At 69.9% G+C, this 20,279-nt stretch carries 14 protein-coding genes; 8 read left to right on the top strand and 6 right to left on the bottom strand.

Annotated elements, in window-relative coordinates; all coding sequences use genetic code 11:
* The first annotated feature begins 8 nt into the window (after positions 1 to 8).
* From ACIGII_RS05500 to ACIGII_RS05475, 6 genes are all read left to right on the top strand, one after another.
* Positions 9 to 173: a DUF2934 domain-containing protein gene (locus tag ACIGII_RS05500; RefSeq protein ID WP_399634542.1), complete on the top strand. Its 165-nt coding sequence runs from the start codon at positions 9 to 11 to the stop codon at positions 171 to 173.
* Positions 170 to 2,290, top strand: coding sequence for a glycogen debranching protein GlgX (gene glgX / locus ACIGII_RS05495; protein WP_399634544.1), 2,121 nt, complete (start codon positions 170 to 172; stop codon positions 2,288 to 2,290). The genes ACIGII_RS05500 and glgX overlap by 4 nt, the downstream gene beginning before the upstream one ends.
* Before the next feature lie 179 nt (positions 2,291 to 2,469).
* Positions 2,470 to 3,837 carry an efflux transporter outer membrane subunit gene (locus tag ACIGII_RS05490; protein ID WP_399634545.1) on the top strand — a complete coding sequence of 456 codons (1,368 nt, stop codon included), beginning with the start codon at positions 2,470 to 2,472 and terminating at the stop codon, positions 3,835 to 3,837.
* Between the two features lie 26 nt (positions 3,838 to 3,863).
* Complete coding sequence (locus tag ACIGII_RS05485) at positions 3,864 to 4,982, top strand: HlyD family secretion protein (protein ID WP_399634546.1); 1,119 nt, start codon at positions 3,864 to 3,866, stop codon at positions 4,980 to 4,982.
* Entirely contained in the window at positions 4,979 to 6,031 is a 1,053-nt protein-coding gene (locus tag ACIGII_RS05480) for a DUF2955 domain-containing protein (RefSeq protein WP_399634548.1), read from the top strand. The genes ACIGII_RS05485 and ACIGII_RS05480 overlap by 4 nt, the downstream gene beginning before the upstream one ends.
* Positions 6,032 to 6,048: 17 nt before the next feature.
* On the top strand, positions 6,049 to 6,597 hold the full coding sequence (locus tag ACIGII_RS05475) for a hypothetical protein (protein WP_399634550.1): 549 nt from the start codon (positions 6,049 to 6,051) through the stop codon (positions 6,595 to 6,597).
* A 15-nt stretch (positions 6,598 to 6,612) separates the two neighbouring features.
* On the opposite strand, the gene ACIGII_RS05470 is transcribed toward ACIGII_RS05475, so the two are convergent.
* Positions 6,613 to 7,803 (bottom strand): patatin-like phospholipase family protein, encoded by a 1,191-nt coding sequence (locus tag ACIGII_RS05470; RefSeq protein WP_399634551.1) that lies wholly within the window; start codon positions 7,801 to 7,803, stop codon positions 6,613 to 6,615.
* Positions 7,804 to 7,963: 160 nt separating this feature from the next.
* Entirely contained in the window at positions 7,964 to 8,884 is a 921-nt protein-coding gene (locus tag ACIGII_RS05465; RefSeq protein ID WP_399634553.1) for a LysR family transcriptional regulator, read from the bottom strand.
* Between the two features lie 127 nt (positions 8,885 to 9,011).
* On the opposite strand from ACIGII_RS05465, the gene ACIGII_RS05460 reads away from it, so the two are divergent.
* Positions 9,012 to 10,142, top strand: a complete 1,131-nt coding sequence (locus tag ACIGII_RS05460) for an alkene reductase (protein WP_399634555.1) — start codon at positions 9,012 to 9,014, stop codon at positions 10,140 to 10,142.
* Here the strand turns inward: ACIGII_RS05460 and pip are convergent.
* Both pip and ACIGII_RS05450 read right to left on the bottom strand, forming a co-directional pair.
* Complete coding sequence (gene pip, locus ACIGII_RS05455) at positions 10,127 to 11,080, bottom strand: prolyl aminopeptidase (protein WP_399634557.1); 954 nt, start codon at positions 11,078 to 11,080, stop codon at positions 10,127 to 10,129. The genes ACIGII_RS05460 and pip overlap by 16 nt on opposite strands.
* A gap of 85 nt (positions 11,081 to 11,165) precedes the next feature.
* Positions 11,166 to 11,615 carry a hypothetical protein gene (locus tag ACIGII_RS05450; RefSeq protein WP_399634559.1) on the bottom strand — a complete coding sequence of 150 codons (450 nt, stop codon included), beginning with the start codon at positions 11,613 to 11,615 and terminating at the stop codon, positions 11,166 to 11,168.
* 71 nt (positions 11,616 to 11,686) lie between these two features.
* On the opposite strand from ACIGII_RS05450, the gene ACIGII_RS05445 reads away from it, so the two are divergent.
* Positions 11,687 to 16,420, top strand: a complete 4,734-nt coding sequence (locus tag ACIGII_RS05445) for an ATP-dependent helicase (protein WP_399634561.1) — start codon at positions 11,687 to 11,689, stop codon at positions 16,418 to 16,420.
* Between the two features lie 6 nt (positions 16,421 to 16,426).
* On the opposite strand, the gene ACIGII_RS05440 is transcribed toward ACIGII_RS05445, so the two are convergent.
* Together ACIGII_RS05440 and paoC are read right to left on the bottom strand one after the other, a co-directional pair.
* A complete protein-coding gene (locus ACIGII_RS05440) occupies positions 16,427 to 18,082 on the bottom strand; it encodes an NTP transferase domain-containing protein (RefSeq protein WP_399634563.1) in 1,656 nt (551 codons plus the stop codon).
* Positions 18,079 to 20,277 carry an aldehyde oxidoreductase molybdenum-binding subunit PaoC gene (gene paoC, locus ACIGII_RS05435; RefSeq protein ID WP_399634565.1) on the bottom strand — a complete coding sequence of 733 codons (2,199 nt, stop codon included), beginning with the start codon at positions 20,275 to 20,277 and terminating at the stop codon, positions 18,079 to 18,081. Before paoC ends, ACIGII_RS05440 begins: the two co-directional genes overlap by 4 nt.
* Positions 20,278 to 20,279 lie beyond the last annotated feature (2 nt).

The following is a 20,279-nucleotide window of genomic DNA, read 5'->3' as shown; positions in this document are numbered from 1 at the left end:
GCACGACAATGGACGACGAACAGAAGACGGCGCGCACGCGCGAACTGGCCCGGCAGATCTGGGAAGCCGAGGGTCGCCCGGATGGCCATTCGGCGCGCCATTGGCAGATGGCCGAACGGTTGGTAGCAGCGGAACTGGAAGCGGCGCAGTACGACCAGCAGGTGCAGCGATGAGCCGCGCCGGCGGCGGCGTGCAGTCGCGGGTGAAGGCCGGTCGCCCGTATCCATTGGGCGCCACGTGGGACGGATTGGGGGTCAACTTCTCCCTGTACAGCCGGCATGCCACCCAGGTGGAACTGTGCCTGTTCAACGAACGCGGGCGGGAGATCGAACGGATCCGCCTGCCCGAATACACCGACGAAATCTGGCATGGCTACCTGCCCGACGCGCGCCCGGGCCAGCGCTACGGCTACCGGGTGCATGGCCCGTATGCGCCCGAGGCCGGGCATCGCTTCAACCCGAACAAGCTGGTCCTGGACCCGTACGCCAAGCAGCTGGTCGGGCAGATCAAATGGGCACCGCACCTGTTCGGTTACACCATCGGACACAAGGACAAGGACCTCAGCTTCGACCGCCGCGACAGTGCCGCGCACATGCCGCGCTGCGTGGTGGTCGACCCGGCCTTCACCTGGGGCGCGGACCGCAGCCCGGCGGTGCCGTGGGACCGCACGGTGATCTACGAAGCGCACCTGCGCGGTCTGTCGATGCAGCACCCGGCGGTACCGGAAGCATCACGCGGCACCTTCTCCGCGCTGCGCTCGGACGCGATCACCGACCACCTGCGGCACCTGGGCGTCACCGCGCTGGAGCTGCTGCCGGTGCACGCGCACGTGGATGACCAGTACCTGGTGGAGCGGGGCCTGAAGAACTACTGGGGCTACAACACCCTGGGCTTCTTCGCACCCGACCCGGCGTTCCTGTCCACCAGCACCATCGCCGAGTTCAAGCAGATGGTGGCCAGCCTGCACGACGCGGGCCTGGAACTCATCCTGGACGTGGTCTACAACCACACCGCCGAAGGCAACGAGCTGGGGCCGACCCTGTCATTCAAGGGCATCGACAATGCCAGCTACTACCGGTTGGCCGATGACCGCCGCTATTACATCAACGACACCGGCACCGGCAACACCTTCGACCTGACCAACGCCGGCGCGCTGCGCATGGTGATGGACTCGCTGCGCTACTGGGTGCAGGACATGCACGTGGATGGCTTCCGCTTTGACCTGGCCACCATTCTCGGCCGCGAGCGCGCCGGCTTCGACCCCTCCGGCAGCTTCCTCGACGCGGTGCGCCAGGACCCGGTGCTGAACCAGGTGAAGCTGATCGCCGAGCCATGGGACATCGGTCCGGGAGGCTACCAGCTGGGCAATTTCGCGCCGGGCTGGGCCGAGTGGAACGACCGGTTCCGTGACAACCTGCGCGCGTTCTGGAAGGGCGACGAAGGCCAGCTGTCGGAGTTCGCCACGCGGCTGATGGGCTCGGCCGACCTGTTCGACCACAATGGCCGCCGCCCGGCCGCGTCGGTCAATTTCGTGACCGCTCACGACGGGTTCACCCTGCACGACCTGGTGAGTTACAACGACAAGCACAACATCGACAACGGCGAGGACGGCCGCGACGGCAGCGACCACAACATCTCCTGGAACCACGGCGCCGAAGGCCCCACTGACGACCCCGGCATCCTGTCGCTGCGCCGCCGCCAGATGCGCAACCTGCTGGCCAGCCTGCTGCTGGCGCAGGGCACGCCGATGCTGCTGGCCGGCGACGAATTCGGCCGCACCCAGAACGGCAACAACAACGCGTACTGCCAGGACAACCCGATCAACTGGATCGATTGGGAACGGGCAGCGAGCGAGGAAGGCCAGCAGCAGTCGCAGTTCGTGCGTCGCCTGCTGGCACTGCGTCGGCGCTATCCCCAGCTGCGCCGCAGCCGTTTCCTCGATGCCCGTGACGCGCACGGCACCGACGCCGCGCACTGGATCCGCCCGGATGGACAGCCGATGGAGGAAGGCGACTGGCACGCACCGCAGCAGCGTGCGCTGATGCTGCAGCTGCCGGCCGTTCCGGGCGACGGCGAGGGCAATGGCGTGGAGGGCATCCAGCTGATGCTGCTGGTCAATGCCGCCGCGGAGCCGCAGTCGTTCGCCCCCCCGTTGCTGGACAACACGCCGTGGCGGTTGCTGATCACCTCGGTCGACGACGCCCCGGTGCAGGCTGACGAGCAGGGGCATTGGCACCTTCCGGACCGCGCCATCGCGTTGCTGGCCAGCCGCGGCGGCAGCACGCATTGACCGGGCGGCCTTGCCGGTAGAAATACTGAGGGCGGGCCCGGCCCGCCACGCGCATGATGGGAATGAGCGGGGGCGGGCGCCTGGCGGTGCGCCCTGCGTTCAGTCAACCGACTTCCCAATGCCAGGGTGGCGCAATGCAGTGCCTGCGGTGTGCGCGACGTTGCCTCCCGGGCGCAGGTTTGCTGCCCGCGCTGCTGCTCGCCGCCTGCGTGCCTGGCCCGGACTACGTGCGACCTGCGGTCCAGGTACCGTCGCACTATCGGTTCGCTTCGGCGCAGAAGCCGGCGCTTCCGGCCTCGACCTTGGCCGTGGTACCCGGCTGGTGGCGCAGCTTTGGTGATGCGCGGCTGGACGTGCTGGTCGAGGAAGCCTTGCGCGCCAACCACGATCTGGGCATTGCCACGGCGCGGGTGGAAGAATTCGCCGCGCGCGCCGCTGCGGTCCGTGCCGAGGCGCTTCCGGTGCTCGGCTATGGCGCGGCTGCCGGACGACAGCGCATGCCGGGCGCGGGCAGCGCTGGCAACTACGCAGGCGTGCTGTCGGCCAGTTGGGAGCTCGATCTCTGGGGGCGCCTTCGCCGCGAGCGCGAGGCCGCGCGTGCCGAGCTGATGGCCACCGAGTCGGCGCGTCGCGGCGTCGCGTTGACCTTGGTGGCGGCGGTGGTGACCGGCTACATCACGTTGCTGGACCTCGACCGCCAGTTGGAGATCGCGCGCGCGACGCTGGCCGGACGCGGCCAGAACGTCGTGGTGTTCCAGCAGCGCCTGGATGGCGGGGCGTTGTCGGAACTGGAAATGCTGCAGGTGACCGCGGAATACGAAAGCGCGGCAGCGGCCATTCCAGAGCTGGAGCAGGCACTGGCGACGCAGGAACACGCGCTGTCGGTGCTGGTCGGCCGCAACCCGGGCGCCATCGAACGTGCGGGCACGCTGCAGGCGCTGCATGCACCGTCCGTTCCGCCCGGGCTTCCCTCCGAGCTGCTGGCGCGGCGTCCGGACATCCTGCAGTCCGAACAGGCGCTTGTGGCGGCCAATGCGCGCATCGGTGCAGCCCGCACGCTCTACTTTCCGCGCCTGTCGTTGAGCGGGGACGCCGGCTCGGTCAGCACTGAGCTGGACCGGCTGTTTACCGGGCCGGCGCGGACGTGGTCGTTTGCCGGGCAGCTGCTGGGGCCCCTTTTCGCGGGCGGCAGCATCGCCGCCGCCAACCAGCAGGCCGAGGCACGCAACCAGCAGGCCTTGCTGGCCTACCAGGGTGCGATCCAGGATGCGTTCCGTGACGTGGATGACGCCCTGGTGGCCATCCAGTCGAACACCACGCTGGTGGCGTCGCTGGAGCGGCGCGTGGCAGCGCTGCGGCGTGCGGTCGGCCTGGCGGTGGAACGTTACGACAACGGTTACTCTGACCACCTGGAAGTGCTGGATACCGAACGTGGCCTGTTCTCGGCCGAACTGGCGTTGAGCAGCGCACGGGGCAACCGCTATCGGGCTCTGGTCGCGTTGTACCAGGCGCTGGGGGGCGATTGGGCCACCGAGGCCGCGCAATGACCCCACCGCCGCCCCAGGAGCCGCCGATGCAGACCGCAGCCGCCGCGCTCCCCGAGGCAACGGCCCCTCCACAGCCGGCACCCGTGCGCCGGCTCGTGCGCCTCACGCTGGCGGCCCTGTTGCTGGTGTTTGCGTACCACCTCATCGCAGACCGCTTCACCCCGTACACCTCGCAGGCGACAGTGCAGACCTTCCTTGTCCAGATCGCGCCTGAAGTAAGCGGCCCAGTGGTCGCCGTGGACGTACGTGACAACCAGCCGGTGAAGGCCGGGCAGCCGCTGTTCCGGATTGACCCACGGCCCTTCGACATCGCGCTGCGCGCGGCGCAGGCCAGCCTGGCCGTGGCGCAGCAGAGCGTGGATTCGAGCGCGGCCGACGTGCGGGTGGCTGCCGCGCAGCTGCAGCGGCAGCAGGTGGAGCTTGCCACCAGCCAGCAGTTGGGGAAGATCGTGCTGGACCTGTCGGCGAAACGCGCCTTGTCGGAGACCTCGGCGATTCGTGCGCGCAGCGACATCGCCCGTACCCGTGCCGAAATCGAGCGTGCCCGCGCCGAGGCCGAACGTGCGCGGATCCGGCTGGGCGATGGCGCGGGTGGGCATCCGCAGGTGCTGCAGGCGATGACGGCGGTGGAGCAGGCCACGCTCGAACTCCGCCGCACCGCCGTGGTGGCCCCCGGTGCCGGCGCGATCACCAACCTGCGGCTGGCCCCGGGGCAATTCGTCAGCCGCGGCCAGCCGGTACTCGGTTTCATGGCCGACGGTCCACGCTGGGTGACCGCTGCGATGCGCGAGAACCAGCTGGGTCGCATCCGTCCCGGTGCCCGCGCGTACGTCACCTTTGACGACCAGCCCGGCGATGTGTTCGCCGCGCGCGTGGACAGCGTCGGCTGGGGCATCGCCAACGGCGGGGAGTCCCCGACCGGCCAGTTGCCCACGGTCGACGCGCCGACCGGCTGGCTGCGCGAACCGCAGCGCTTCCCGGTCCGCATCGCGCTGGAGGGTGCGGCCGGCAATGCAGCCGCGTTGTCGCCGGGGCGCAGTGGCGCGCAGGCCAGCGTGGTGGTGCTGACCGCGGACCGCTCGCTGCTCAATCCGTTGGCCCGGGCATGGATCTGGGTGGTCGCACAGCTGAGCTACCTGCAATGAACGCGCCGGTCCCGGGCGTGCAGCGCGCAGCCACCCATGCGGTGCTGCGCTTCGCGGTCGCGGTGACCGCGGCATTCGTGATGGGTGAGGTGCTGGGCTGGTGGCCCAGCTTCCTCGCCGCCGTGCTGGCAGCGGTACTGCTGGCGAGCCTGCCGGTACGCCCGACGCTGCGCATGGCGGTTGGGCTGGTAGCGGTGACGACGGTCGTTGCGTGGTTGCCGTACCTGCTGGCGTCGTTGCTGCGCGGGGTGCCGGTGGTGCTGTTCGGGTTCGCCGCGCTGGGCATGTTGCTGGGGTTCCATGCCCTGCTGCTGGAGCGTCCCAAGCTGCCGGCCATGCTGCTGCTGATCTGCCTGGCGGTGATACCGGTGGTGGTGCTGACCGCACCGGCGCAGGCGGCCGCGTTGCCGTGGGCCCTGGTCCGCGGCATGGCACTGGCGCTGGGGCTGATCCTGGTGACCTGGGCGGCATGGCCTGCGCTGCCACCACCGCGCGCCACGCCTGCACACGCGCCACCGGGCGCGACCCCATGGCGCCTCGCGCTGCTCGCCACGGGGGTCATGCTGCCGATCCTGCTGGTGTACCTGCTGTTCGGTCTGGTTGATGCGTTGCCGGTGATCGTGACTACGGTGATGCTGGTAATCAATTTCGACCCAGCGCAGAGCGCGCGTCACGCGCTCGCCTTGATCCTGGGAAATCTTGCCGGTGGCCTGCTCGGCTGGTGCATGTACCTGGCGCTGCTGACCACGCCGACACTGCCGTTCCTGGCGCTGCTGCTGTTCCTGATTTCGATCGGCTTCGCCCAGCGCATCGCGGCCGGCGGTGCGGTCGGTGCGGTGGCGCTGGTCGCCTGCAACGCGGCGTTGATCATCTTCGGCACCGCGCTCGCCACCGGCCCGGCGTCGGTGATGGTGTGGCTGACCCGGCTGACCCAGTTCGCGCTGGCCGGCGCATTTGCGCTCGGCATGATGCACCTGCTCTGGCAGCGCCTTGCCACCGTCGCCGCACGCCCGGCGGCGTTACCTTCGCCTTCAACCCACGCGCCCTGAGTGCCAGGAGACCTGCCATGACCACGCTTCGTTCCGCAGACGCACCCGAATTGAATCCCGCGGCCAACGATCCGCGACAGAAGAAGCGGCTTGTGCTGGGCGTCGCGGTCTGGGTCGTCGGCTGGATTCTCGGCCTGGGCCTGATGCCGGTGGTCGAGGCCTCGTCGCTGTCCGAAGGCCTGAAGACCACGCTCAACGGCGTGCTGCTGCTCGGTTTCCCCAAGCTGTTCCTGGTACTGGCGGTGGCGATCATGGGCAAGCCCGGCTTCGCCTATCTGAAGTCGCTGATCGGTTCGCGTCTGCGTCGGTTCGCGCCGCCGACCTCGGTCAGTCCGCTGCGTTACCGGATCGGACTGATCCTGTTCATCGCGGTCATCGTGCTCAGCTCGATAGGCCCGTACGTCGTGCCGGAATCTGGGTCGCTGCGCATGCAGCACCCGCACCTGATGGCGATGAGCGGCGACCTGCTGCTGATCGTCAGTCTGTTCATCCTGGGCGGCGACTTCTGGGACAAGCTGCGCGCTCTGTTCGTGCGCGACGCCAAGGCGGTGTTCCCGCCGGCGTGATCCATACGCACGGTTTCAGGGTTCGTCGGCGGGCGACATGCCGGGCGGGCGCGACAGCCACACCGGGCCTTCGCGGGCCCGGTCGTAGCCGACCTGGTAAAGCACGGTCATGCGCGCGGGATCGAAACTGGCGGCGTCGGCCAGCGCAAGTCGGGAATCGATGGTGACCCAGGCAAAGCGCGCGCGGTCGCGGCGGGCGTAGGCGTACTCGCGGAACAGGTCGCCGATCATCCCGGCGCGACCGGCGACGTCGATGGAACGGAAGGCGATGCCCCGCAGCGAACGCTCGGCGGGGTCCGAGGCCGCGGCCAGCTGTCCGTTGTGGATCAGGAAGGTGTCGTAGGTGGCGGGTGCGCGCGACAGCCGGTTGTAGAGGCGCTGCGGATCGATGATGCCGGCGTGCAGGAAGATGTTGGCGGCGACGAACCCGTCCACATGCATTTCGTCGTAGCGCTTGCCCAGCACGTCGACCTCGATCAGCACCGGCGGAAAGGCGATCGGGATCGAGGCCGACGCCAGCATCACCCGTCGGAACAGCGCCAGCGCCTCGGGCGATCCGCGCGTGGCGATCAGGCCCATGTTCCAGACCACGAACTGGCGCGAATCCAGGTCGGCCGTTCCCATGTAGAGACGACGCCCGGCGCGGTGCTCGGCGGCGATCCTGGCCAGCAGCGGCGCATCGATGGCGCGTGCGATCAGTGCCTCCAGGGGTGCGGTATTCGCCAGTGCATCGCGGCGCAGCAGCGCCATCAGCGGATTACCGGCAGCGAACACATCGGCGTTGGAGGTGGTGGTGTAGAAGCGCCGCAGCGCGTCGTCATGGTCTGCGCCCAGGAACGCGTAGGGCGCCATCAGGGCGCCGGTCGACACCCCGGTGACGATCTTGAACGTCGGCCGGCTGCCGGTAGCGGTCCAGCCGTTGAGGAAGCCCGCACCGAAGGCACCGTTGGCGCCGCCGCCGGACAGCGCCAGGTGCGGGTAGTGGATGCGGCCGTCGGCGGCGACAGGAAACTGGTCCGGGCGCTCGTCGCGGATGGACTGCTCGAAATCCTCCTCCATGTCGCGGTTCGGCCGGCCGGCCCACGCGCGCACGTCCGGCATGCCCGGCACCACGGCCCAGGCGATCTGGTCGGCAGGCACCGGGGTGCGGGGCAGGGTGGCGCAGCCGCACAGCAGCAGGCACACCGCCAGGACAGCGGCGTACACAAGAGCGCAGCGGCAGGCGGAGCTCGTATCCACGCCTCAAGCGTGGCAGCAACGGGTGCGCCGAACCACAGTATTTCCCGCAGCGTAGGGACACGCCATGCGTGTCAGCGAGGACCTGCATCGCGCGATCCGGCAGCGCGCGGACACGCATGGCGTGTCCCTACAGGTCCCAGGTGGGTGGGGTGCCGAATCCCTCCAGCAGGAACGCCGTCACCTCGCGCACCTTGCGCGACCGCAGCTTGTTCTCCGGTGACAGCAGCTGGATGTAGGAGGTCTCGGTCGCGACCGAGCCTTCCCATGCCCCGAGCAGCGGCACCAGGTGCTGCTCCGCAAAGCTTTCGCGGCGGTACAGCCAGCTGGGAAACAGCACCACACCGTGCCCGTCGAGCGCGGCAGCGAGCAGCACTTCGGCGTTGTTGCTGCACAACGGCCCGCTGACGTTGATGCCTTCGAATGCCTGCGATGCGTCCTCGCGGAAGTACCAGCGCTGGGTGCCGAACTGGCCCTTGTAGAGCAGGCAACGGTGGTCCAGCAGGTCGGCGGGCACCCACGGCGTGCCGTGCGCGGCGAGGTAGGCCGGGCTGGCGGCCACGATCTGCTGCTGGGCAGCGACGGTCCTGCCGATCAATCCCGAATCCACCTGTGGCCCGATCCTTACCGTGATATCCACGCCTTCCTGCACCGGGTCGATGTACGCATCGGTGAGCTGCAGTTCCACATCCAGCGCCGGGTGCCCGGCCTGCAGCGCGTTGATCAGTGGGGCCACGTGCAGCCGCCCGAAGGCTTCCGGCGCGTTGATCCGCAGCCGGCCACTCAACCCACCGTCATCGCGCCCCAGGTCGTCCACGGCCGCATCCAGCAGCTCGATCGCCTCCCGCACCTGCTGGTGGAAGCGCTCGCCATCCTCGGTCAGCCGCACCGCGCGGGTGCTGCGGTAGAACAGCTGGCGGCCCAGGTCTTTTTCCAGCGCGGCGATGAAGCGCGACACCGAGGAGGCCGGCACCCGGAAATGCCGGGCGGTAGCCAGGAAGCTGCTGGTGCTGGCCACCATCAGGAAGTAGCGCAGGGCCTTGAGCTGCATGAGGAGTGCTCCATAAATGCCATTTGAGCAATTGTGATTTGCCCGTTGGCCGGATTGTAGCTTTATCGGCATCTGCCTAGCATGCACACCTGCCCGCACTGGCGGGCCCCTCCCCAGGAACACCGCAATGACGTCCTTGTTCACCCCGTTCGATCTCGCCGGCACGCCGCTCCGCAACCGTGTGGTGATGGCGCCGCTGACCCGCGCCCGCGCGCCCAACGACATTGCCGACGAGCGCATCGCGCTCTATTACGCCCAGCGCGCCACGGCCGGCCTGATCGTCAGCGAGGGCACGCCGATCTCGCAGGAAGGACAGGGGTATCTGTTCAACCCCGGCATTTTCCGCCCCGAACAGAGCGAAGGCTGGCGCCTGGTGACCAACTCGGTGCATGCCGTCGGTGGCCGCATCGTCGCGCAGTTGTGGCACGTGGGCCGGGTTTCGCACCCGACCATCCAGGCCGACGGCAGGCTGCCGGTGAGCGCCAGCTCGAAGCAGGCGGTGGGCGCGCAGGCGTTCGGCCTGGACGACGCCGGCAACCCCGCGCTGGTCGCGCCGCCGGCACCACGCCAGCTGGCTACCGATGAGATCGCCCGCATCGTCGGCGAGTTTGCCCAGGCCGCCGCCAATGCCATCGACGCCGGCTTCGATGGCGTGGAGATCCACGGTGCGAACGGGTACCTGCACGAGCAGTTCCTCAATCCGCGGGTCAATGACCGAACCGACGCATACTCGGCCGACAGCATGGCCAATCGCCTGCGCTTCACCCTGGAGGTGATCGACGCGGTGGTGGCCCGGATCGGCGCCGCACGCACCGGCATCCGGCTGTCCCCGTACGGTCAGCTGTTCGACATGCCGCTGCACGACGAGATCGACAGCACCTATGCCGCGCTGAGCAGCGAGATCGGCAAGCGCGGCCTGGCGTTCGTGCACCTGATGGACCAGTCCGGCTTCAAGGTCGGCGAGGTGGTCGTCGACGGTGGCGCCGGGAGCGGGTTCCAGGGGCTGCTGCGCACCATGCGCGGCAACCTGCCGAACACGGCGCTGATCCTGGCCGGCGGCCTGGACCGCGCACGCGCCCAACAGCTGATCGACGCCGGCCTGATCGATCTGGCGGCCTTCGGCACGCCGTTCATCGCCAATCCGGACCTGGTCGCCCGTCTGCAGAACGGCTGGCCGTTGAACACGCCGGACCGCGCCACGTTCTACGGCGGCGGCGCGAAGGGGTATATCGATTACCCGAGCTACCAGGCCGCCTGATCGGCGAACGCATCGGTGGCGCGCACCAGCGCGTCCACCGTGGCCGGTTCGGTCGCGCTGTGGCCGGACAGCACCATCTCCAGCCGGGCCTCTGGCCAGGCCTGTGACAGGTCCCACGCACTGCGCGGCGGACAGATGATGTCGTAACGCCCCTGCACGATCACCCCGGGCAGGTGGCGGATGCGGTCGATGTCGCGCAGCAGCTGTGCCGGTGCCAGGAAGGCGTGGTGGCGGAAGTAATGCGCTTCGATCCGCGCCTTGGCCAAGGTCTCCAGCGGATCGGCGAGAGACACGCCGTCGACCTCATGTACCAGCGTGGCGGCGAAATCTTCCCACCCCAGCCAGGCCTGTGCGGCCGCGATGCGGGTCGCCAGGTCCGCATTGTCCAGCCTTCTCCAATAGGCCTCGATCAGGTTGCCGTGCTCGGCCTCCGGCACGTGCGCGGCATAGCGCGCCCAGCGTTCCGGGAACACCCAGCGGGCGCCGCCGTCGGCTTCATTGAACCACCGGTTCTCTTCGGCGCGGCCCAGGTAGACCCCGCGCAGGATCAATCCCGTGGCACGATCCGGGTGCGCCTGTGCATAGGCCAGGGCGAGCGTGGAGCCCCACGAGCCGCCGAATACCAGCCAGCGTTCGATTCCGAGCCGGCTACGCACGATCTCGATGTCCGACACCAGATGCGCGGTGGTGTTGTCGCGCAGCTCGCCAAACGGCGTGGAGCGCCCACTGCCACGCTGGTCGATCAGGACGATGCGGTAGCGGTGGGGGTCGAAAAAGCGTCGGTGGGTGGGGGAGGTTCCCGCGCCGGGGCCACCGTGCAGGAAAACGACCGGAATGCCGTCCGGCACCCCGCACTCTTCCACGTGCAGGGTGTGCAGGTCATCGACGTCGATCTTGTGTTCGCGCAGCGGCGCGAGGGGCGGGTAGAGCGCGCGCATTGGCGACCTTGGGTGGGAGCGGATGCAGTGTAGCGGCCACCCGCGCATCGGGCGTGCAGGGCATCCCGCGACCGGGGCGCTGCTGTCATTCCTGGGCTACGGCAACCTCTACCTCGCGCGCGGTGTCGCGCAGCAGTTCCACGGTGAAATCCGGGGATCCCTTCCGTGCCTCGATGACCACGGCATCGCCGGTGTCCACCGCCACCCGGTAGCGGTCGCCAAGGCGCGTGGCGATGGCCGTGCGCGCGGCACTGGCAATGGAGGCTTCGGAGTCGCCCTGGTTGATCGGCACGTCGATGTGCATCGGCATTTCGTCCTTGAGCCACACCCGGAAGCTGATGACGCCATTGGATTCGGCCGCGTCATGGATGGCCAGGCGCCAGCTGTTGGCAGGCGTCGGCAGCGGCGTGTCGGTAGCGCGCGGGCTGAACATCGGCGCGAACTGTGCCATGGCGGTGGGGCTGCCCGCGACCAGCAGGCACGCAGTGAGGGCGAGCGTGGTCTTGAGCAGGGAGGATCGGGTAGGGCGGTTCATGGGCGTGGCCAGTGGCTAAACAGCGGATTCGTAGCGCTGTTTCTACGCGCCTGCGGGTAATCTGCACGTCAATGAGCCCGTCGCCTTTCCATCACGCCCTTGTTCCGTTTGAACCTGCGACCCGTGCCTGGTTCGCTTCCGCCTTCCCTGCCCCTACACCGGTGCAGGCGGCGGCGTGGGCCGCCATCGGTCAGCGCCAGCACACGCTGGTGATCGCGCCCACCGGTTCGGGCAAGACCCTGGCCGCCTTCCTGCACGCCATCGACCAGCTGTTCCGGCAGCGCCTGAACGACACGTCGCCACGCCGCACACGCGTCCTTTACATTTCCCCGATCAAGGCATTGGGCGCCGATGTACAGCGCAACCTGCAGCTCCCGCTGCAGGGCGTGAATGCGGAGCGCGAGCGGCGCGGCGATCCACCGGTCACGCTGGGCGTGGCGGTGCGCACCGGCGACACGCCGACCGCCGAGCGCGCGCGCATGCTCCGGCGCCCGCCCGACATCCTGATCACCACGCCGGAATCGCTGTTCCTGATGCTGACCTCGAAGGCGCGCGACACGCTGCGCGAGGTGGATACCGTGATCGTGGATGAGATCCACGCAGTGGCGGGCAGCAAGCGCGGCACGCACCTTGCGCTGAGCCTGGAACGATTGGACGCGCTGCTGGCAGTGCCGGCGCAGCGCATCGGCCTCTCCGCGACCGTGCGCCCGGTGGAGCGGGTGGCGGCGTTCCTGGGCGGCGACCGGCCGGTGACCGTGGTCGACCCGGACAGTCCGCGCCAGCTGGAGGTGCGCATCGTGGTCCCGGTGGAGGACATGGCCGACCTGCCGGCGCACGCGGGGCCGGCGGGTGCGCGGGACGTGGGCGGGCGGGCCGGTTCGATCTGGCCGCATGTGGAAGCCAGCATCCTCGACCAGGTCCTGCAGCGCCGGTCCACCATCGTCTTCGCCAACGCGCGCGGCGTCGCCGAAAAACTCACCGCTCGGCTCAACGAGCTGTACGCCGAACGCGTGGCCCGCGAGGCGGGGCAGGTGCTGCCGACGCCGGTGCCCGAGCAGTACGGTTCGTTCACCGGCAGCACCGTATCGCGCGTGCTGGACAGCCCGGCGCTCATCGCCCGCTCGCATCATGGATCGGTGTCGAAGGAACAGCGGCGCGACATCGAACAGTCACTCAAGGACGGCAGCCTGCGCTGCGTGGTGGCCACCTCCAGCCTGGAGCTGGGCATCGACATGGGACTGGTGGACCTGGTGATCCAGGTGGCCGCGCCGCCGTCTGTGGCCAGCGCGCTGCAGCGCATCGGACGCGCCAGCCACCAGGTCGGCGGCACGTCGACCGGGCTGGTGTATCCGCGCACCCGGCGCGACCTGATCGACGCCACCGTGGCCATCCAGCGCATGCTGGCGGGGCAGATCGAAGCGGTCGATCCGCCGCGCAACCCGCTGGACGTGCTGGCCCAGCAGACCGTGGCCGCCGCCTCGATGGAAACGCTGCAGGTCGACCAGTGGTACGCGACGGTGCGCCGCGCCGCGCCGTACGCCACCCTGCCACGCAGCGCCTTCGATGCGACCCTGGACATGCTGGCCGGGCGCTACCCGTCCGACGATTTCGCCGGCTTCCGGCCCCGTCTGGTCTGGAACCGGCAGCGCGGCGAGCTGAGTGCGCGCCCCGGGGCCAGGCAGTTGGCCGTGACCAGCGCCGGCACCATTCCCGACCGCGGCATGTACAGCGTGATGCTGCCCGAGGGCGAGGAACGCGCGGGCTCGCGCCGGGTCGGCGAACTCGACGAGGAAATGGTGCACGAATCGCGGGTCAATGACGTGATCACGCTGGGGGCCACCTCCTGGCGCATCGAGCAGATCACCCACGACCAGGTGGTGGTGACCCCGGCGCCGGGACGGTCGGCGCGGCTGCCGTTCTGGCGCGGCGAAGGCGTAGGCCGCCCGGCGGAACTGGGACAGGCGGTCGGCGCATTCCTGGGCGCGATGGATGAAGATGCGGCCCGTGGCGCCATCGCGCCGGCGCATCTTCGGGAACTGCAACGCTGCGGCCTGCAACCCAATGCCATCGCCAACATCGTGGGACTGCTGGATGAGCAGCGCCAGGCGACCGGCGTGCTGCCCACCGACCGGCGGCTGGTGGTGGAGCGCTGCCGCGACGAGTCCGGCGACTGGCGGGTGATGCTGCATTCGCCGTACGGACGACGCGTGCACGATCCGTGGGCGCTGGCCCTGGCCGCGCGCATCCAGGACCGCTGGGGCGTGGATCCGGCGGTGGTGGCCAGCGACGACGGCATCATCCTGCGGCTGCCCGATTCGACCGGGCGGCTGCCCGGCGCGGAGCTGTTCCTGTTCGATCCGGAGCGGCTGCGCCGCGAGGTGAACCAGTCGGTGGGGGGCTCGGCGCTGTTCGCGGCGCGCTTCCGCGAGTGCGCCGCGCGTGCGCTGCTGCTGCCGCGGCGCAGCCCGGGGCGGCGCTCGCCGCTGTGGCAGCAGCGGTTGCGCTCGGCCGAGCTGCTGGCCATCGCACAGCGCTATCCCGACTTCCCGATCCTGATCGAGACCGCGCGCGAATGCCTGCAGGACGTCTACGACCTGGAGGCACTGGATGCGCTGATGCGGCGCCTGGCCGAGGGCAGCATCGAGATCGCCGAGGTCACCACCGAGGTGCCGTCGCCGTTCGCCGCCAACCTGTTGTTCGGCTATGTCGCCGAGTTCATGTACGGCACCGATGTGCCGCTGGCCGAGCGCCGTGCGTCGGTGTTGTCGCTGGACACCGGCCTGCTCGGTGAGCTGCTCGGCCAGGTGGACCTGGGCGAACTGCTGGACGCCAGCGTGGTGGAACAGGTCGAGCGTGAGCTTCAGCGATTGGCGCCGGAGCGGCAGGCGAGTGGCAAGGAAGGGCTGGCCGACCTGCTGCGTGAACTGGGTCCGTTGAGCGAGGCCGATGCCGCGCTGCGACTGACCGATGCCACGCAGGCGGGGACCCACCTGGCCGCACTGCAGCACGAGCAACGCGCCTTCCCGCTGCTGCTTGCTGGCCGCCCGGCCTGGGCCGCGGTGGAAGACGCCGCGCGGCTGCGCGATGCGCTGGGCGTGGTGCTGCCGGACGGGCTTCCCGCCATCTTCCTGCAGCCGGGCGACGATCCGCTGGGGGAAGTGCTGGGGCGCTACGCTCGCACCCATGCACCGTTCACCACCGCAGATGTCGCGCAGCACTGGGGCCTGGGCGTGGCGGTGGCCGATGCGGGACTGGAGGCGTTGTCGGCGCAGGGCAAGGTGTTGAGCGGCCACTTCGGCGTTGCGCAGCGCGATGCCGCAGTGGCCGGTGCGACCGGACCGGTGCCGCTGGCGCGGCGCGAATGGGTGGGCGACGGCGTGCTGCAGCGGTTGCGGGTGCGCTCGCTGCAGGCGGCGCGTGAAGCGACCCGCCCGGCACCGCGCGACGCCTATGTCGGCCTGCTGATGCAGCGCCAGGAGCTGGTGGCCGATGCCGCCGTCGCCCACCGCACCGGCGCCGTGCCTGCAGGTGGACCGCTGCAGGGCGCCGATGGCGTGCTGCGCGTGGTGGAACTGCTGGCCGGGGTTCCGTTGCCGGCCTCCGCATGGGAGAACCAGATCCTGCCAGCGCGCGTGGCCGACTACACGCCCGCGGTGCTGGACGGGTTGCTCGCCACCGGCAGCGTGGTGTGGGCGGGACACGGCAAGCTGGGCGACGACGACGGCATGGTGTCGCTGCACCTGCAGGCGCTCGCAGGTGAATCCCTGCCGCCGCCGCCGGCATTCGAGCCGTCGTCGTTGCAGGCGGCCATCCTGCAGGTGCTGGCCGACGGCGGCGCGTTCTTCGCGCGCCAGCTGTGGGCGGCGGTGCTGGCGCGCACGGAGGGCGCCGGCATCGACAGGCCGGATCCGGAGGCGCTGCACGATGCGCTGTGGGAGCTGGCCTGGGCCGGATGGGTCAGCACCGATCTGTGGACGCCGCTGCGGCATCTGTCGGGTGCGCGTCCGCCGCGTCCGCGCGTGATCCGCCCGGCGCGGCAGGACCGGTACGCGCGGGGCAGGGCGATGATGCACCCGCCCGGGCTCGACGACAGCCACGCGCTGCACGAGGTGACGTCCTCGGCCTCGCTGGCCGGTCGCTGGTCGCTGCTGCAGCGCCCGGCCACCAGCGACACCGTGCGCGCGGTGGCGCTCGCCGAAGGGCTGCTGGACCGCTACGGCATCGTCACCCGCGGTGCCGCCGTCGCCGAAGGCATCGCCGGCGGTTTCCCTGCGCTGGTGCAGGTGTACCGCGGCATGGAAGATGCCGGCCGCGTGCTGCGTGGGCGCTTCGTGGAGGGCATGGGCGGTGCGCAGTTCGCCGAGCGTGGCCTGGTCGATGCGCTGCGCGAGGTGGCGGACGCACAGCCGCAGGGCGGCATCGGCGCCACCCTGGGGCTGTCGGCGGTGGATCCTGCCAATCCGTTCGGCCCGGTGCTGCCCTGGCCGGCGCACCGTGCCGTGCTGCGGCCGGTACGTCGGCCAGGGGCGCTGGTGGTGATCGGTGGCGGCCACCTCAGGATGTACCTCGCCCAAGGAGGGCGGCAGTTGCTGACCTGGTTCGACGGCCACGGCGACGGCGCCGGAACAGAGGCGGCGCTGGCCGCTGCCGCGCAGGCGTTGGCGATCGCGCTGCGCCGTGGGCGGCGGCTGTCGTTCACGCTGGAACTGATCGATGACCAGCCGGTGCGGCGCGATGCGGTGAGCGAAGCGCTGCGGGCCGTGGGATTCACCCGTGCGCCGAAGGGGTTGGCGTGGGAAGGGTGAGAGCGGTCAGGCAGGGTCGATGAGGCCGAGGGCCCGGGCGGTGCGCAGGTTCCCGGGGGTGTCGATGTCCAGGGCCAGTCCGGGGGCGTCCAGCAGGAACAGCGACGACGGGGGCAGGGCGCGCAGGCGAGCGCGGAAGCCGCTGTCGGGGGTGCCTTGGGTGAGGTCGGTGAACCAGTGGCCTGGGATTACTGCGGGTACGCCGGGGGTGTTTGAGGCGTCTGGTAGGTCGAGTGACACGCATGGCGTGTCACTACCTGGCGTTGCGGTTGCGGCGCAGCCTGAGGAGGCGTTGGAGGCGCCTCTCAGCAGCGCGTGGAGGTGCGCGGCTTCGAGGGCCGGCTGATCGCAGGTGATGACCAGCACCTGCGCGAATTCCGCCACATACGGCGCGGCGGTGTCCAGGCTGCTGCGCATGCCGCGGCCGGGATCGGGATTGATTGCCAGGGTGCACGGCTGGCCGGCCAGCGCTTCGCGCAGGAGATCGGCGTCGGGGGGCAGCACGGCCACCACGGCGCCCGGCGTGGTGCTGCGCGCCAGCCGCACCATGCGGTGCAGCAGCGTTTCACCGTTGATGCGCAGGAGCTGCTTGGGCTGGCCCAGCCGCGAGCTGGCGCCGGCCGCCAGGACCACTACGGCGTGGCCGCGTGGCGCGCCCGCGGTTCCCGGTGCCGCGTGTCGCCACGCCTGCAGCTGGGCGGCGATGCTCAGCGCGATCGCATCCGGACCGCGTCCGCCCAGCGCCAGCCCGACCGGTGAGCGCAGGCGGGGCGAGAGCGCGGCGCAGGCGGTCGCCGGCAGCACCTTGAACAGGTCATCGCGGCGTCGGGCGGGCCCAAGCAGGCCGATGAAGGGGATGTCCGTGGCCGCCAGCTGCTCCAGTGCGTCCCGATCCAACTCGAAGTTGTGATGCATCACCAGCACCGCGTCGGGCGACGCGCCGGACCACACACCCTCACCGGGGCGCTGCGTGGGCGGCGGCGGCAGGGCATCGGGCAGCCGTGCCCGCCAGCGTTCGCGCGGCTCCACCAGCTGCACCCGCCACCCCAGCCCCTGCAGCAGTGGAAGCAGCGGCGTGGCCTCCGGGCCGGCGCCGAGCAGCAGCGCGCGGGGCGCCGGGCGCCACTGCAACCGCCACTGCATGGCACCGCTGTTCCATTCCACCGGCAGGCTGGGCAGGGTGGCCGACACTTCGGCGGCGCCGCAGCGCCAGCTCAGCCGGCCACCGGCGTGCAGCTGCAATGCCAGGGTGTTGTCGCCCTGCAACCAGGTCTCCAGCACGGCCTCGATGCCCGGCACTGCCGCCATCGGAATCAGCGCGACCCGCTGCCGACCACGACAGCCCACGGCATTGCCACCAAACATGGCCTCGTCGTCGCGGGTATCGATCTCCATCCAGTCCAGCGCGCCACGGTCGGCGGCGTCGAGCGCGCGCCGTTCGATCTCCGGCTCCAGGCAGCCGCCGCTGAGCCAGCCCACATGGACGGCGTCGTTGAACTGCACCAGCGTGCCGGCGCGCGTGTACGTGGAGCCTTCGGTCTCCAGCACTATCGCCAAGGCAGCGCGCCGGTTGGCGCGCACCGCATCGAGCGCAGCCTGCAGCACACGGCTCGGGTTGCCGTCTTCGGCATCCAGCGCAGTGGTGACGCGTCCGGCACTCATCCGATCGCGGGCAGCCCGGCCAGCAGCTTGTCCAGCGTGATCGGGTACTCCCGCACCCGGGTGCCGGTGGCGTTGTAGATGGCGTTGGCCATCGCCGCGCTGACCCCGCACAGGCCGAGCTCGCCGACGCCCTTGGCCTTCATCGGCGACGACACCGGGTCGGTTTCGTCCAGGAAGACGACTTCCTGGTGGGGAATGTCGGCGTGCACCGGTACCTCATAGCCGGCCAGGTCGTGGTTGACGAAGAAGCCCAGCCGCGTATCCACCGCCAGTTCCTCGGACAAGGCCGCGCCCACGCCCATGGTCATCGCGCCGATCACCTGGCTGCGCGCGGTTTTCGGGTTCAGGATGCGGCCGGCCGCGCATACCGCCAGCATGCGCCGGATCCGGCTTTCGCCGGTGGCCACGTCCACGCCCACTTCAACGAAATGCGCGGCGAAGGTGGACTGCTGGAACTTCTCCTCCAGCTCGGCGAACTCGATGCTGTCTTCCACCACCAGCTCGCCGTCGGCAGCGGCCTTGCCCAGGGCGAAACGCTTGCCGCCGGCGCTGACCTGCCCGTCGGCGAACGTCGCCGTGGCCGGGTCCAGTCCCAGTTTCGCCGCCACCGCCTCGCGCAGCTTGGTGCACGCCGCGAACACGCCGGCGGTGGAACTGTTGGCGCCCCATTGACCGCCGGAACCCGCCGAGGCCGGGAAACTGGAATCGCCCAGCTTCACCGTCACCTTCTCAATGGGCACGCCCAGCATCTCTGCGGCGGTCTGGCCGAGGATGGTGTAGCTGCCGGTGCCGATGTCGGTCATGTCGGTTTCCACCGTGACCTGGCCCGTTCCATCCAGGCGCACGCGCGCACCGGACTTCATCACCAGGTTGTTGCGGAAGCCGGCGGCCACGCCCATGCCCACCAGCCAGCGGCCATCGCGCTGCTGCCCGGGGCGGGCATTGCGCTTGTCCCATCCAAAGCGCTGCGCACCGTCGCGCAGGCACTGCACCAGCTGCCGCTGCGAGAAGGGGCGCTGCGGATTGGCCGGATCCACCTGGGTATCGTTGCGGATCCGGAACTCGACGGGATCCAGGCCCAGCTTCTCGGCCATTTCATCCATCGCGATTTCCAGCGCCATCAGCCCCGGGGTTTCGCCCGGCGCGCGCATCGCATTGCCTTCGGGCAGGTCCAGCTGCGCCAGGCGCAGGCCGGCCAGGCGGTTTGCGCCCGCATACATCAGCTTGGTCTGCTGGATGGCCTCTTCCGGCGAGCCGCCGGGCAGGTTGCCCGACCACGATTCGTGACCGATCGCGGTGAGCGTACCCTGCGCGGTGGCCCCCAGGCGGATGCGCTGCAGCGTGGCCGGGCGGTGGGTGGTGTTGTTGGCGATCTGCGGGCGCGACAGCGCGACCTTGACCGGGCGCTTGGCCGCGCGCGCACCCAATGCGGCCAGCAGCACGTCCGAACGCACGAACAGTTTGCCGCCGAAGCCGCCGCCGATGTACGGCGAAATCAAGCGCACGTTTTCCTTCGGCAGTCCCAGGGTCTTGGCCAGGTCGGTCTTGCCCCAGTCGATCATCTGGTTGGAGGTCCACACGGTGAGCTTGTCGCCCTCCCAGGCAGCGAGGGTGGCGTGCGGTTCCATCATCGCGTGCGACTGGTCGGGGGTGTGGTAGAGCGCGTCCAGGGTCACCGGTGCTTCACCGAAGGCTTTCTCGAAATCGCCCACGCGGGCGTCCGGGTCGGTCTTCTGGAAGTCGGTACCGGCCTTCTTGGCAGCGGCCAGGTCGTACGCGCCTTTCTGTGTGGTGTAGCGAATCTTGACCAGGCCGGCCGCGGCACGCGCCTGTTCGAACGTTTCGGCCACTACCAGCGCCAAGGCCTGGTGGTAATGCGAAATCTCCGGACCGCCCAGCAGTGCGGCGGTATTGCGTTGCGACTTCTGCAACGGTCCGGCGTTGTCGGCGGTGACGATGGCCAGCACCCCCGGGGAGCGGCGCGCGGCATCCAGGTCCATGCTGCTGACCCGGCCCTTGGCGATGCCGGCGGTGACCACGTAGCCGTAGGCCGGCGCGGACACCGCGTCGTGGCGTTCATAAGCATAGGGGGCATGGCCGGTGGTCTTGAGCGGACCGTCGATACGATTCAACGGCTGGCCGACCACCTTGAGCTGGTCGATCGGATTCCTGCCGGCAGGGGTGTCGAATTTCATGG

Source organism: Stenotrophomonas sp. NPDC077420 (assembly GCF_044543385.1).
Lineage (GTDB): Bacteria > Pseudomonadota > Gammaproteobacteria > Xanthomonadales > Xanthomonadaceae > Stenotrophomonas.
The sequence above is the reverse complement of the archived record's forward strand: the minus strand, read 5'-3'. Positions and strand labels throughout refer to the sequence as shown.